A 15,676-nucleotide genomic window follows, 5' to 3' on the forward strand; every position below is an offset into this window, starting at 1 on the left:
TCGAACCAAATTTGTGAACCCCAAGAGACAACGTCCCCAAAATTACCTGGAGCGCTGAAGGGGACAAGTTCGGGCTGCCCGTATTGTCCGTCGTGCCATGCCGCGCGGTAAATATGGAACCTGCCGGTATCGGCAAGGGGGCGCATGAAATAGAGGCTGCCATCGGCTGCAATTGTCGGAGAAAAGATCGATGAACCGCTGTTGATGATATCCGGAAGCCGGTATGGAGGGAAGTTTTATATAAAAAGGTATAATATCAATCTGGGATATGAACATTTGAAAATTGGCAGCCCTTTATACGATTATATTTCTCTAGGCGAAATTCATTTTCAGATCGAAATGGTAAGAAAAATTAAAAAGCGTCCGAACCCACTTTGTCGCAACCACACCCTAACAATGTCGTATTCTGCCCTTTTGTTCAAGCGGAGCGATTTTTATCTTTATAAAAATCTTCAAAAAAATTGAGCGGAAAGACAAAAGCAATCAAATGAGAAATGTAATCTTCGCAATCAACACGACCTTAGATGGCTTCTGCGACCATACCAAGTTCAATCCCGATGAAGAAACGATGGCATATTTTACGCAACTCACGCGAGATGCTGACACATTCGTCTACGGACGTAAAACTTATCAATTGATGGTTCCTTATTGGCCCGATGTTCTGAAAGACCATACCGGTATTGTGCTTCGCTACTTGAAACAGTGAGAAAAAAAATACCAATATTACCTGATACGAAAAAAAACCGTTAGAAGTTTCAACAATCATCTAAAAGTAAAAGGCATGAATTTTCTTCTCACTTCCGCTGGTATAAAGAACAAGAGCATCCACAACGCGCTGGTCGATCTGCTGGGCAAACCGATCGCCGAGTCCAACGCCCTCTTTATTCCCACCGCGATCTACCCCTTCCCCGGCGGTGCTGGTATGGCATGGCAGGCGATCTGCGGAAAAGCCCCATCCCACTTGTGCCAATTGGGTTGGAAGTCCCTTGGTGTGCTGGAGCTCACCGCACTGCCCAGTATCGACAAAAAAGCTTGGGTCCCTTCGGTGGAGGAGACGGACGCCCTGCTGTTTTGGGGCGGCGATCCCCTGTACCTCAGCTATTGGATGCGGCAGTCCGGACTGACAGACCTCCTGCCATCGTTGCGGCGCGAAGCGGTCTATGTGGGAGTGAGCGCCGGTAGCATGGCGGCGTCCTCCACTTTTGGAGAGACCTACCGTAATCCGCCCAGCGGCAGCGGCAGCGCGCTCACGTCGGAAGACATCGTGTTCGTTACACCCGAGGGAAAAATCAGCAGGATCTTTGTCACGACTCAGGGAGCGGGGCTGGTTGACTTTGCATTGATTCCACACCTGGATCACAAAGATCACCCGGACGCTTCCTTGGCTAACGCAGAAAAATGGGCTGCGAAGCTACCGGTTCCAGTGTACGCGATTGACGATGAAACCGCCATCAAAGTGACCGGCGGCATCGTCGAAGTCGTCTCCGAGGGTCACTGGAAGCTGTTTACTCCCTAATACCCAGACTACCAGCGGGTACATTAGGTCTACAGTATTGCAATTAAATGTCTATTCACTTGTGCATGACGGCGCCCGGGCTGGGAAAAAATCAAAAAGCAATCATTTCGATACCTGATTTGTAACATTTGAATACCCTGTTTCCTGCTACCGGCTCCTAATTTTGCTTTCCGAACGCACCTTCAATAAAACAACCGTAATGTTTATCAGGAAACTCTTATTTGCAACGATTGCATCAGTTATTGCTATTTCCAAACTAACTGCGCAAACAGAGAACAATTATCTCGTTAATGAACCGGTCGACATCAGTCCGGATTTTAGGAATTTCGCCAATACCTATTGCCTGGCCGACAGCCTTGTTTCTTTCGACCCCGCAACCGTGTCGGGCACCCTGCAATGGCAACGCAGCCGCTATTCGCGGCGCATGGCATTTAATAATGAACTGGCCGTGCTGCAGGCCGCAAAACATGTGGTGTTTCCTGAAACAGAATATGCGCAGGACCCGGTACTGCCGTTCAGCATTCAGTTTATTTCGCAACGGTCGTTGCGCATCAGGATCAAAACCGGCTTTGCTGCCCACAATGAAACGGACACCCTGATGCTGGCAAAGGAGCCTGCTACAGACAACAGCTCCTGGAAATATACAAAAACAAATGACGGTCATTTATTTAAAAGCGCCTATGGTTCTGTTTTCATCAAACCCTGGCCCTGGCATATCGAGATCAGGGACAACCGCGGCAAATTATTAACTGGTACCAATCACGCCGTTGACAATAAAAGCACATTCACCCCTGTTCTTCCGTTTTCGTTTGTACAACGCGCATCCGATCTGTCGAGAAGCATCGCTGCTTCCTTTTCGCTTGCCCCGGGAGAAAAGATCTTTGGGTGTGGCGAATCGTATGGGAGTTTCAATAAGAGAGGACAAAAAGTGGTATTGTGGACCGATGATGCCAATGGCGTACAAAACCCAGGCATGTACAAACCTGTGCCGTTTTTTATGAGCAGTAACGGCTATGGCATGTTCATCCATTCATCTGCCCCCATTACCTGCGATTTCGGCGCTTCTTTTTACGGGGTAAACACCATGATGGTCGGTGATGATGAATTGGATCTTTTTGTATTTATAGGCAATCCTAAAGAAATACTGAACGAATATACCAACGTTACCGGCAAATCGCCGATGCCGCCCCTTTGGAGTTTTGGTTACTGGCAAAGCCGTATTTCGTATTCCTCCGAAACCGAAACAAGGGATATTGCCGCAAAGCTGCGGCAGTATAAAATACCGGCCGATGTGATACACCTCGATGTTGGCTGGTTTGAAACCGACTGGCGCACCGATTACAAATTTTCCGCATCCCGGTTTAACGATCCGGCGAAGATGATCAGCGATCTTAAAAAAGACGGCTTCCATATTTCCCTTTGGCAACTTCCTTATTTCGTTCCAAAGAACAGGTTATTTCCGGAGATCGTGCAAAAGGGATTGTATGTAAAAGATGCAAAAGGGAATCTGCCCTATGAAGATGCCATTCTCGACTTCTCTAATGCTGCAGCGGTAAAATGGTATCAGGATCAACTGGATACCTTGTTGCGAATGGGCGTAGGCGCTATTAAAGTCGACTTTGGCGAAGCAGCGCCGGCAACGGGTTTATACGCTTCGGGCAAAACGGGTTTTTATGAACACAATTTATACCCGGTTAGGTACAATAAAGCGGCTGCCGACATCACGAAACAGGTAACCGGTGAAAATATTATCTGGGCAAGATCGGCATGGGCGGGCAGCCAGCGATATCCTGTTCATTGGGGCGGAGACCCGGCGCCCACATCTTCGGCTATGCAGTCGACCTTAAGAGGCGGTTTGTCATTTGGTCTTTCCGGTTTTTCGTTCTGGAGTCACGACATTGGCGGTTTTGTACAGCGTACCCCCGAAGACGTTTGCCGCAGGTGGGCACCTTTCGGTTTTTTGAGTTCGCATACAAGAAACCATGGCGAACCGCCCAAAGAACCGTGGACATATAGTAAAGCATTTCTCGACGAGTTCAGGCTGAGTGATGAAATGCGTTACCAACTGATGCCCTACATCTACGCACAGGCAAAGCATTGCACTGAAACGGGACTACCCATGTTGCGGGCGTTGTTTGTAGAGTTCCCGGATGACCCCGGTGCCTGGTTGATCGACGATGAATACCTGTTTGGAGGCGACCTGCTCGTGGCTCCTTTATTTCAGGACAGTACCTATGAGCGGGATGTGTACCTGCCCAAAGGTAAATGGATCAACTATCAAAGTAATGAGGTATACGAACAGGGATGGCATCACCTGCATGGAGGAAAAATTCCGGCAATTATTCTTGTTCGCGACGGCGCCGTGATACCGCATGTGAAACTGGCGCAATGCACAAAAGAGATCGACTGGAAGAACATCAGGCTGGTGACATACTCAACCGGCAATACTGCGAATGGATATATATGTCTGCCTTCCGATAATGTATTGCACAGCATAGATCTGAACGGCACCGGCGGTAAATTTACGCTGCGCAACGATTCGTATAACGGCAGTATAAAATGGCGCATTCAATCTTATAAAGAAACAAAATGATCATCCCGGCAAAAGCTGCTACGCGGTGCTTTTGTGATTGCTTGCTGATTCAGGGTGCCCAATAAGGCGCAAAACGGAATAATATGATTAGAACTGCTTTATTTGTTATTATTTTTTTAGTAACGGGGCTTACTGCAAAACCACAGCAAAAGGCTGCCGCATTTTTTCCCGACAGTAGCCTGGTGACTACCGGCATTTATTATTATCCCGAACATTGGAACGAAAACCAGTGGGAACGGGATATAAAAAAGATTGCTGATATGGGTTATGAGTTTGTGCATCTTGCCGAGTTCGCCTGGTTTAAGATGGAACCCGGGGAGGGGAAATTCAATTTTTCCTGGCTTGACAGGGTCGTTAGCCTTTGCGCAAAGTATCAGCTGAAAGTTCTTTTATGTACACCTTCTGCAACCACTCCTACCTGGGTGCGGGTAAATTACCCCGAGACTTTTATTATGGATGGCCATTATATCCGTGCAGAGAATGGTACCCGGGGGTTAGGTTCCATTGTTAATTTGAAGTATCGCGGTTTTGTTACAAAAATTGTAGCGGAAATGGCCAGGCGTTACGGGCGGAATAAAAATGTGATCGGTTGGCAAATAGATAACGAACCTGGCGCCCTTTCCGATTATAGTCCATCGTCGCAGCAGGCATTCAGAACATGGTTAAAAAATAAATACAAAACTATTGATGCATTAAATACTGCCTGGGGAGCAGCTTTCTGGAGCCAGTGGTTCAATAATTTCGATCAGATAATTATCCCTAATACAAACCTGGTCGGCTGGTGGGGTAATAATCCTCATGCTTTGCTTGATTTTAAGCGGTATTCGGCAGATGCCCAGGCTGAGTTCCTCGATCTTCAGGCAGCCATCTTGCGGAACTATATTTCAAAGGATCAATATATCACCACAAATTATACGGCAGTTTGTACGGGCTCTGATGCATTGCGCACAAAAAAACTTGATTTTGCTACCTATACAGCTTACCCAAATGGCGGTAGCGACAATATAGGCGATCAGGGATTCAGATTGGGCAATAGTAAAGTAATTCTTTTTGCCGCTGATCATTATAAGTCGGTTGGTGGCGTATCCGGGGTGATGGAGGTCCAGCCCGGGCCGGTAAACTGGGGTAGCTATAATCCGCTGCTTTTACCGGGTACAGTGCGGATGTGGCTGTACCACAGTTTTGCAGCAGGCGGAAAACTTGCCTGTTCGTACCGGTTCCGTCAAATCAATTACAGTGCAGAACAGTATCATGCCGGTATTATGCTTCCCGATGGTGTAACGCCTTCGCCGGGCGGTGAAGATTATATGCAATTCATGGCGGAAATAAAAGAACTCCGCAAACAATTCAAACCAGGTGTTCCGATGCCGGAAAAAATGGCCGCACGGTCAACAGCTATTCTTTGGAATCTTGAAAATTACTGGACAATAGACAGACAAAAACAAACCGGGCAATGGGATACATGGAACTATCCAATAAAATTCCTGGAAATAGCAAAATCATTTGGGGCTCCGGTCGATATTATCCCGGAAACAACCGCTCTGTCGAAATATAAGTTTGTAATTGTCCCGGCATACGAAATGGTGGATGCTGTTTTGGTGAAGAAATGGAATGATTATGTGGCAAATGGAGGGCATTTAATTATTACCTGCCGAACCGCAACCAAAGATCGCAGGGGGCACTTTTGGGAGGCAGAACTGGCTGCTCCAATTTCCCGGCTTATAGGGGCGCAGGTTAAAGCAACCGATATGCTTTCGAATTACGCCAAAGGCGATATTCTCTGTAAATCGGCTCATTACAATTGGAATAACTGGGCTGATTTACTAATTGCAGATAAGAATACCGATGTTCTTGCAACATATGACAACCAGTTTTATAAAGGGAAGGCTGCTGTAGTAAATCACAAGGTTGGTAAAGGAACCGTAACATACATTGGCGTAGATACAGACGATTCGAAACTGGAAAAAGATATTTTGCGTGATATATATATGGGCGCAGGGGCTACCGCAGAAGATTTTCCGCAGGGCGTTTACGTTTACTGGCGGGATGGTTTTTATGTTGCTGTAAATTATTCTTCGGATAATTATACAATGAACATTCCTGAAACTGCGAAAATTTTGATAGGTGAAAAAACATTGAAACCAGCCGGCGTGTTGGTTTGGAAAGAATGATCGCGGGAAACTTCCGGATAAGACAGTGAACGATGTTTGAAATTTATCTGTAAAAACATCATGGGTGTTTAATGCCTGATTTAAAGTGTGTAACTAAAAAATCATTTCTACAAGAATACTTCGAACCGGAAATCCTTCAGAATCGAGCGTTTTTTATTTGGTATCCCACTCCTGAGGTAAGGAAGCGCTTGCCACATCATGTCCCAGTTGATTTCAACATATGGTTCAACTTCACCCGCAAATAGTCGGATTTGTATATGAAAAAGTCGTTTTTGGGAAGCGGCACAGATGCTGCCTGGCGTTAATTTTGAAGGCGGAATGATTAATGCCGGGTGATAATTGTAGTGATTTCTAACATTGTTTGACCTAATAAATAAGAAATGAAGCATATTTTTCGACTGATTGTATTTGCATGTCCGGTCATTTGTTTTGGGCAATCTGTAAAAAGTTTTGATCATTTGGCAAATACAGTTAACGTCCATTTACCTGATGGAACACTAAGTATTCAACCGCTCACTGACAATGCTGTTAGAATAAAATTCTACAGGAACATATCGGATTCCCTGGATGAACTGGTATTGATTAATAAGCCAGCTGAAATAAAATATCAGCTTACTGAAACACCATCCGGCATTATAATAAAGACAAAGCGCATTGTAATAACAGTTGACAGGAAAAACGGTCACCTGACTTATGCCGACAGCCAGGGCAAGGTGTTTCTTGAAGAAAAAGCAGGCACCCGCAAACTGATACCCGATACTGTATCAGGTGAGCCTTGTTATAAGGCGGAACAGAGCTTTGAGTCACCTGATGGGGAATACATTTATGGCCTGGGCCAGTTCCAGGATGGGCATTTCAACCTGAAAGGAATTACACGCCGCCTTACCCAGGTAAACACCCAGATTTCTATTCCGTTCATTTATTCCAGTAAAGGTTATGGATTGCTTTGGCATCAATACGGGCTAACAGATTTTAATCCTGCGGATAATTTTGTTAGTCTCACAAAACAAGCAGCTTCCCCAGATAGCAGTAACATGATAGAAGTAACTACTGATGCGGGAACGCAAAGAGTGCAGCAAAGCCAGGCTGCATATAAAGGAACTTTTTCAGTAACAGAGCCGGGAGAATATGCTATCATGCTCGATTTGGGCGGCATGGGTAACCGTCATTTTGTGATTGTAGATGGCAAACCCTGCATTGACCAAACAAACCTGTGGTTGCCGCCAACTGTAAGCGCTAAAGTATTTTTGAAAGCAGGAGCACACTCTATACAGGTCATTTGTAAATCTGACAATCAGCCTACGATCTCCTGGAAGAAAATTGACAACCTCAACAGCTTTCGTTCACCTAATGCCAAATTGATAGACTACGTGGTTTTTTACGGGATCAGGGCAGACAGTGTAATCAGCACCTACCGCAGGTTATCGGGCCAGGTGCCGATGCTGCCGCTTTGGGCTTATGGGTTCTGGCAATGCCGCGAACGTTACACCTCTGGCGATCATCTGGTACAAACTGTAAAGGAATTCCGGAAAAGACGACTTCCCATGGATGTGATTGTGCAGGATTGGCAATATTGGGGCAAGAATGGTTGGGGCGTACCCAGGTTTGATGAAACCAAATATCCGGAACCTGCAAAATTCATCAGGGAGCTCCATGACCTGAATGCTCATTTCAATATATCGGTATGGGAGAATATTGATAAGACCTCGTCAATTGGCAGGGAGTATGTAGCCGACGACCTGTACATACCCGGTAGCGCGTGGATTGACATGCTAAATCCCAGAGCTCGCAGTAAACATTGGAATACGATGAACCAGAACCTGTTTTCCCAAGGTGTAGATTCCTGGTGGATGGATGCAGTTGAACCGGAGAACGACGCATTAAAAGGTAAAAAGACCTATTTGGGATGGGGAGATTTTTACCGGCTTACATATCCTTTGTTTGTAAGTAAAGCGGTGTATGAAGGGCAGCGTGGTACAACTGCTGATAAAAGAGTTTGTATTTTAACCCGTTCGGCCTTTCCGGGGCAGCAGCGATATGGGATCATCAACTGGTCGGGCGATATTGGGAGTGATTGGGATACCTACAAACGACAAATAGTGGCCGGGTTGAACTATACGATCACGGGCTTTCCTTACTGGACTACAGATATCGGCGGTTTTTTCCGCCCCGAAAAAACGCAATACACCGATACCAGTTACCACGATCTGTTAATCCGCTGGTTTCAATGGGGAGCGCTAAATCCTATATTCCGGATCCACGGTTATAAAACAGCAACAGAGCCCTGGAAGTTCGGCGAAGCGGTTGAAAGCAATATGAGAAAGGCCATGAATTTGCGTTATCGATTACTGCCCTACATATATTCTGAAGCCTGGCAGGTTTCAAGTAAAGGGTCTACAATGATGCGGCCATTGGTCATGGACTTTAATGATGATACAGCCGCACTCAATCAGCCATTTGAATTTATGTTTGGTAAATCATTGCTGGTTGCCCCTATCACAGCGCCTCATGTATCGCAGTGGGATATATATCTTCCAAAATCGAATGGGTGGTTCGACTTCTGGACCGGCAAACGTTACCTCGGCGGCCAGACGGTAAAAGCTACTGTGCTTAAAGACAGAAGCCCGTTATTTGTAAGGGCTGGTTCAATAATTCCATTAGGCAAGCCTGTTCAGTTCTCAGGCCAATTGCCGGCAGATACAGTGGAAATTCGTATATACAAAGGAGCTGATGGTGCATTTGACTTGTATGAAGATGAGGGAGATAATTACAACTACGAAAAAGGAAACTATACAGTAATACCTTTCGCATGGAATGATAAAAGCCAAATACTCACCATATCAAAAAGACAGGGCCGTTATCCCGGTTCCATAGATAACCGGGTTTTTCAAATAGTTCTTGTAAGTGAATCGAATGGAGCCGGTATAGAAAGCAGCAATATAAAAAAACAGATCAGCTATATTGGAAATAAAGTTATAATTCGTTTGAAATAAAAGCATACAGTTATCGCAACGCCAGCTTACGTATATATTAAATCTCGAAAACTGCAATCAGACTTAATGTTGCAAGCCGATTAGAATTCCCAATGTATTGTGGTCGGCCATGCCATGCTGAGCCGGCAATACCGGTTAAAAACGGGCTTTAATGAATTGCTGCTTACGAACCTGCAAAGCCTGCCGAACGGAATATATTTTATCAAAGCTTCCGATGGCGCCAGTTACCGGAATGGTAAATTGGTAATTCATCATAACTAATCCAATATCCGCATACAATGAAACGTATACCCATACCGCCTGCTCTAAGGTATTCAAAATAAGTGCGATGATGCTTTTGCTATGAATGAATTCAATATAATTCAAATTAAAAAACCCTTCAAATTTATAGATTTGAAGGGTTTCGTTTTTGGGTCGGGACGGGCCATCCGCCGAAAAAAAGCACTCCATCCATATTTTTAGTTATTTTTGGCTACACTCGCTACAACCCTAATTCCATGAAAGTGTTTTTTCCGATCTCTAATGAATCTGTGCCGGGAAACCAAATTGTTCACAGGTCATTGTTTTGCCTGATCATTTTTTTATCGTTCTTTTCAATAGCGGCAAAGGCACAACCTTCTATTAGTTCTTTCGCCCCTGTATCGGGGCCAATTGGCACTTCGGTAACTATTACGGGCGCCAATTTCAGCGCGAACCCGGCCGATAATATTGTGTTCCTTGGAGCAGTAAGGGCCGCCGTTACCAGTGCAACCAGCACTTCCTTAACCATTACGGTACCTGCCGGCGCCACCTACCAACCGCTGTCGGTTACAGTTAATAAACTTACGGCCTTCGCCAGCAAACCGTTTATCGTCACTTTTCCCGATGCACAAAATATGGTGGAGGTTCGGTATCAGGTTCAAAACACTTTCGACACACCTATAGACTCAACTACCGGTTTGCATCCTAATGGCATTGCCATAGCTGATTTTGATAATGATGGTAACCCAGATGTTGCAACCGCCAATAATTACAGCATCAACGGAGAACCGGCCTCCGTTTCAGTACTCAGAAATACAGGCGCTGGCGGGGCATTATCTTTTACCTCTCACCAGGATATAAAAACAGGCGTTTTGACCTATGCGGTTGCTGCGTTTGATTTAGATGGCGATGGTAAACCCGATCTGGTCTCATCAAGTATTGCCGATCAATCCATCTCCATACATAAAAACACCAGCACCCCAGGCGCTATTAGTTTTGCAACCAAAATAGATTATACAACGGGTAACAACCCCTATTCAATTGCCATCGCAGATCTGGACAATGATGGCAAACCAGACCTCGCAGTTGCAGGTTATACAGCAAGTGCTATTTCTGTATTCAGGAACACTTCTTTAAACGGAAATATCACTTTTGCACCCCGCGTTGATATTTTAACAGGCGCCTCGCCCAACGCCATTATTGCAAGCGATCTGGATGGTGATGGTAAGCCCGACCTGGCTGTAACGAATGAATTTATGAATACCATTTCGCTGTACCGCAACACCAGTACTACCGGTGCTATTTCATTCGCTGCTACAACAACTTATGCAACAGGTAGTAAGCCGTTCGGTATTGCCGCAGGTGACCTGGATGGAGATAATAAACCCGACCTGGCCGTTACCAATTCCGGCACCTCTACGTACTCCGTATTCAGAAATACAGGAAATGCAGGCACTATCTCTTTTGCTGCCAAAGCAGATTTTAATACCGGCGCCACGCCCTATGGCATTTCAATTGGCGATCTTAACGGAGACGCTAAACCTGATGTTGTAGTAGCAGCCATAAACTCTACGTTTGCACAAAACACAAGCACGGTTGGCAATATTTCCTTTGCTACGCAAATATATCTATGGCTTGGGCGAACTTCTTTCTATATAGGTATTAGCGATTTTACTGCCGATGGCAGAAATGATCTTGCCTGTGCAAATTTCACCAGCGAAAGCGTAAGCCTGCTGCGTAACAAGAATAATGAACCCACCATTTCTGATATTTCTCCTTCCACAGCAGCCGCGGGCGCAACCGTTACCATTACAGGCTACAATTTAAGCGGCGTTACAGCACTCAGTATTGGCGGCGTACCTGTTTCATCATTCACTATAGTTAATTCAACTACTATTTCCGCAGTGGTTGGCTCAGGCGCAACGGGACAAATAACGGCAACCAATAAGTATGGTACTACCACAAGTAAAACTGTATTTACATTTGCAGGTCCGCCGGTTGTGCAATCATTTTCGCCAACAGTGTCGGGACAGGGCATGACGGTAGCCATTACAGGGCAGAATTTTACGAATGCCACTGCAGTAAAGTTCGGCGGCACCAATGCTACATCATATACTATAGTTTCACCAACTGTTATAACTGCAGTGGTAGGCGCCGGCGCTACGGGCAATGTTTCTGTAACTACATCGTATGGCACCGGAACTGCAGCCAACTTTACCTGGGTAACGATTCCCAAAATAACTTCATTTACGCCTGCCGTGGCCGGTACGGATTCTATAGTAACCCTTACCGGCAGTAATTTTACTACTGTAACCGCCATTACTTTTGGGGGTATACCAGCAGCGTCATTTTCAATAATAAATACCACTACAATTAAAGCAGTTGTGGGTAGCGGGGCTACTGGTAAAATAGCTGTTACCGATCCTGTTTTCACAGCTGACATAGATGGGTTTACCTATGCACCAGCGCCCAACATTACTTCGTTCACTCCGTTGCAGGGTATAGCAGGCGACGAGGTAACATTAACCGGGACTAATTTTATTGGTGTAAGCAATGTGAAATTTGGAGGAATTGACGCAACCTCATTTACCGTACCTTCATCCACGACCATAAAGGCCATAGTCTCAGGCGGCGGAGCATCCGGAGACATAAGCATTGTAACAACCGGTGGCAAAACGAGCATTCCTGGTTTTACATTTATTCCACCACCAGTGATAACTGGTTTTTCCCCGGCCTCGGGTCCTGTTGGAACAACGGTCACCATTACCGGCATTAATTTTAGTGCTACACCCGCAAACAACATAGTGTACTTTGGCGCAGTGCGGGCCACTGTAACGGCAGCCACTACCACTTCTTTAACTGTTATTGTACCAGCCAGCGCCGACCATCATTCCATCACTGTTACCAGTAATAAACTTACAGCTTGTACGAATGAACCGTTTATTGTTACTTTTCCCGATGGCCCGGCTACATTTACCACATCTTCATTTGCTACAAGAAAGACTGTTTATAGTAATGCGATCAACGACGATATTTTTGTAATTGATGTAGATGGCGACGGCAAACCTGATATTGTTACGCCGGATTGGGCTGTGCACTCTGTAAGCATCATAAGGAATACCGGCACCTTCTCAACCATTTCATTCGCACCACCCGTTAAATTTGACGTTTCCTGGTATACCAACAATATTACAATGGGTGATGTTGATGGCGATGGTAAACCCGACCTGGCTATTTCATCGGGCGATTACAGTATTAATATTTTAAAAAATTCAAGCACGCCGGGGAATATTTCTTTTACCACCGCCGCTATAGTTCCTACCAATAATTTATTTAACGCAACCCGCATGCAACTGAAGGATATTGACGGTGACGGGCGCCCCGATCTAACGGTGCTTGCAGGCGGCAGTAATTCCGTATGGATGTATATTTACCAAAACATTAGCGGAAACGGTACTATTTCGTTTTCAACGCCAATAATTCTTCCTGCAGCCTCTACCTACTACTCAAATCCTGAATATGCAGATCTCGATGGCGACAAAAAGCCTGAACTACTATTCACAATAAGTGGTACAACAATTAGTATTTATAAAAATAAAAGCATCCCCGGCACCATTTCTTTCGACAACCAGATGGGGGTTAACGTTACCACTAACTATCCACAATATACAACAGCCGGTGACCTTGATGGCGATGGGAAAAGCGACCTGGTAATAACCTATGGAAATTACATCGGGTGGAAGAGAAATACAACGACCGGCGGGGTGATCTCATTTGATGCCCTTCAAATAGCTTTCCCGAGTTCAGGGCTCAACAAAGCAGTACTGGCAGATCTGGATGGTGATGGCAAACCCGATATTATTGAAAGAAGCGGAGGCCCTAATGGTGTAGACCAGGGGATCTATATTCGCAAAAACCAAAGCGTACCTGGCACCATTTCTTTTTCCGCAACTGCGGCCTATCCCGTAAAAATGCAGATAGCCGCCGGTGCTGTAGCCGTTTGTGATCTGAACGGCGATAGTAAACCTGATCTGATATCAACCGAATACGGTCAAAAAACTATATCAGTTTTTACCAACCTGGCCGGTGCGCAACTGGTCAATGCCTGCCCCGGCGGCAACCTTTCGCTTGTAGCTGATAAAACAGGTACTAACTACCAATGGCAACTGAATACGGGAAATGGCTTTTCAAATCTCAGCAACAATAGCACGTACAGTGCGGTAACTACCCAAACCCTGCAAATAACCAACCTGCCGGTTAATTATAATGGCTATAATTATCGTTGCCTTGTAGATGGGAACAACAGCATCATTTCAATTTTGGAAATTGAACAAATTTTTACGCCGGTTATCGCCGTTCAAGATAATACCATTAGCATTTCTATTGTTGATACAGCTTGTCGATACACATGGCAGTTAAAAAATGGGGCCGGCGTATGGAACGATATTACACCTGCCGCAACCGACACTAGTTTCAAAGCCTCTGTAAGTGGCAATTACCGTATCAAAGCTACAAAAGGAACTTGTGTATCCTATTCAAATGAGCAGGTAATAAACATTCCCATTACAGCAATACTTCCTGTGCAGGCTAATGACATGGGCATTCATGTATATCCGAATCCGGTTACAACTACTTTAATTATAGACTCACTCAAATTATTTGACCACTGGCAAAGCCTTGAGATATTTTCTACTGATGGAAAACAAACGATTAAACCGATATCCATTAAAAATCATACTAAGTTTTTATTACCCGTTAATAGCTTAAAGAATGGCCTGTATATGGCTATATTAAAACGGACAACTGGCGCTCCTGTATTGATCAGATTTATAAAACAGTAATCAAATTTAAAAAGCCCTTCAAATCCAACGATTTGAAGGGCTCATTTTTTTAGTCGGGGTGACTGGACGATTGTCGAACCGGTTATTTAAAATATATGCTAACCCGTATCCTTCTCCGATATGAGAAAACCCGGATGCAGATAAAAAAACGTTGGTTACCGGTCTGAATTGGTCAAGGTGTAAATGGTACAGTCAGGTTTAGTCGTATAAATTCGAATGGGCTTGTTCACAGCTGAAACGTTCAGCCGCATCCGGAAACAAACCAACAAAAGCAATTAGGAAACTGACGTTCAGCACGCCATTTGACCAATGACCAGCTTATATCCTTTGCCATGCACATTCAGGATGCTTACACGTGGATCCGCCTGCAACTTTTTCCGCAATTTCGAAACGAACATATCCAGGCTCCGGCCAACGATGACGCCTTCATCTTCCCACACTTGTTTCATCAACTGATCACGATCTATCATTTCCTGCTGGGCGTTGGCAAATACGTGCAACAGTTTGGCTTCTTTGGCTGTGAGCAGAATGATGTCAGCACCAGCTACCAGTTGCTGACTTTCCCGGAAGAAAAGCAGGTTACCAATAGCAATACCGGTTGGTGCGGGGACTTCCTGTTTAATTGCTGACGGTGGCAGATCTGGTTGAATATTTTGCGGCCCTGGACTATCCGTTATACCGGTTGGGGTACCCAGGGCTGGCATATTGCCAGGCTTGTCGGCAGTTCTTCTTTTTCTTATATACAGGGCGCGGAATAATAGACTTGCCAGAATAGCCACCAGGCTACCTGCCAGCAGGCCGCTTGAAAACGGATCCATGCCGGCGGCTTCGGTTTCTGTAAACCTGATCCGGATATTGTAACAAGCTTTTTCCTGCCGGCGACCCAGGCAGGGTATTACATCGTGGGCACTGTCTTTATATATCTGAAATCCGTAGATCACTTCGGCCGATGGGGCGCAATGGATCACTTCCACGAGGTAACTGGAGGGCAGGCCGTTGGCCGCTACCACCCGGCGAACAGTAGCCACCAAAGCATCGGGCACAAAGGTAAAAGGTGCCGCAAACCGGATCAGGTATTCCTTGTTCGCCCGCTCTTCCACAGGGAGAATGCGGGAGGAGGAATCGCCTGCCTGTAACAGCAATTGGTGACCGATCTGCCGGATCACCAGCTTTTCAGTCGCCTGATCTGTAGCGGGCAGGGCAGCCCGGCGACGGATGGCGGTCCAGGAAACGATGACTATAAGGGCGGTGCCCATTGCCAGCAAGACTTTCCAGCTCATACTTAAAATTACAGCATTCCCTGCGAGCCCCGGTAGCGCCGG

General features: G+C 45.6%; 8 protein-coding genes. 7 read left to right on the forward strand and 1 reads right to left on the reverse strand.

Translation table 11 applies throughout. The features are described from left to right. Positions 1 to 487: 487 nt before the first annotated feature. From A3860_RS27990 to A3860_RS28025, 7 genes are all read left to right on the forward strand, one after another. Complete coding sequence (locus A3860_RS27990) at positions 488 to 706, forward strand: dihydrofolate reductase family protein (protein ID WP_081152806.1); 219 nt, start codon at positions 488 to 490, stop codon at positions 704 to 706. Between the two features lie 75 nt (positions 707 to 781). Beyond that, a complete protein-coding gene (locus tag A3860_RS27995; RefSeq protein ID WP_081152809.1) occupies positions 782 to 1,516 on the forward strand; it encodes a Type 1 glutamine amidotransferase-like domain-containing protein in 735 nt (244 codons plus the stop codon). Positions 1,517 to 1,715: 199 nt separating this feature from the next. Further along, positions 1,716 to 4,109, forward strand: coding sequence for a glycoside hydrolase family 31 protein (locus A3860_RS28000; protein WP_081152811.1), 2,394 nt, complete (start codon positions 1,716 to 1,718; stop codon positions 4,107 to 4,109). A gap of 83 nt (positions 4,110 to 4,192) precedes the next feature. Further along, on the forward strand, positions 4,193 to 6,280 hold the full coding sequence (locus A3860_RS28005; protein ID WP_081152813.1) for a beta-galactosidase: 2,088 nt from the start codon (positions 4,193 to 4,195) through the stop codon (positions 6,278 to 6,280). A gap of 380 nt (positions 6,281 to 6,660) precedes the next feature. Next, positions 6,661 to 9,273, forward strand: a complete 2,613-nt coding sequence (locus A3860_RS28015; RefSeq protein WP_081152816.1) for a glycoside hydrolase family 31 protein — start codon at positions 6,661 to 6,663, stop codon at positions 9,271 to 9,273. 99 nt (positions 9,274 to 9,372) lie between these two features. After that, on the forward strand, positions 9,373 to 9,534 hold the full coding sequence (locus A3860_RS41270) for a T9SS type A sorting domain-containing protein (RefSeq protein WP_158085382.1): 162 nt from the start codon (positions 9,373 to 9,375) through the stop codon (positions 9,532 to 9,534). A gap of 236 nt (positions 9,535 to 9,770) precedes the next feature. Then, entirely contained in the window at positions 9,771 to 14,354 is a 4,584-nt protein-coding gene (locus tag A3860_RS28025) for an FG-GAP-like repeat-containing protein (RefSeq protein WP_081152821.1), read from the forward strand. 290 nt (positions 14,355 to 14,644) lie between these two features. Here the strand turns inward: A3860_RS28025 and A3860_RS28030 are convergent, their stop codons facing one another. Then, complete coding sequence (locus A3860_RS28030) at positions 14,645 to 15,634, reverse strand: winged helix-turn-helix domain-containing protein (RefSeq protein ID WP_081152823.1); 990 nt, start codon at positions 15,632 to 15,634, stop codon at positions 14,645 to 14,647. Positions 15,635 to 15,676 lie beyond the last annotated feature (42 nt).

This window comes from Niastella vici, from assembly GCF_002077945.1.
In the GTDB taxonomy this organism is placed as follows: Bacteria; Bacteroidota; Bacteroidia; order Chitinophagales; family Chitinophagaceae; genus Niastella; species Niastella vici.

What these genes read in the sequence shown, in the direction of transcription:
- A3860_RS28000 (WP_081152811.1), top strand. Translation starts at nt 1,716, where the DNA reads ATGTTTATCAGGAAACTCTTATTTGCAACGATTGCATCAGTTATTGCT.
- A3860_RS28005 (WP_081152813.1), top strand. Translation starts at nt 4,193, where the DNA reads ATGATTAGAACTGCTTTATTTGTTATTATTTTTTTAGTAACGGGGCTT.
- A3860_RS28015 (WP_081152816.1), top strand. Translation starts at nt 6,661, where the DNA reads ATGAAGCATATTTTTCGACTGATTGTATTTGCATGTCCGGTCATTTGT.
- A3860_RS28025 (WP_081152821.1), top strand. Translation starts at nt 9,771, where the DNA reads ATGAAAGTGTTTTTTCCGATCTCTAATGAATCTGTGCCGGGAAACCAA.
- A3860_RS27995 (WP_081152809.1), top strand. Translation starts at nt 782, where the DNA reads ATGAATTTTCTTCTCACTTCCGCTGGTATAAAGAACAAGAGCATCCAC.
- A3860_RS27990 (WP_081152806.1), top strand. Translation starts at nt 488, where the DNA reads ATGAGAAATGTAATCTTCGCAATCAACACGACCTTAGATGGCTTCTGC.
- A3860_RS28030 (WP_081152823.1), bottom strand. Translation starts at nt 15,634, where the DNA reads ATGAGCTGGAAAGTCTTGCTGGCAATGGGCACCGCCCTTATAGTCATC.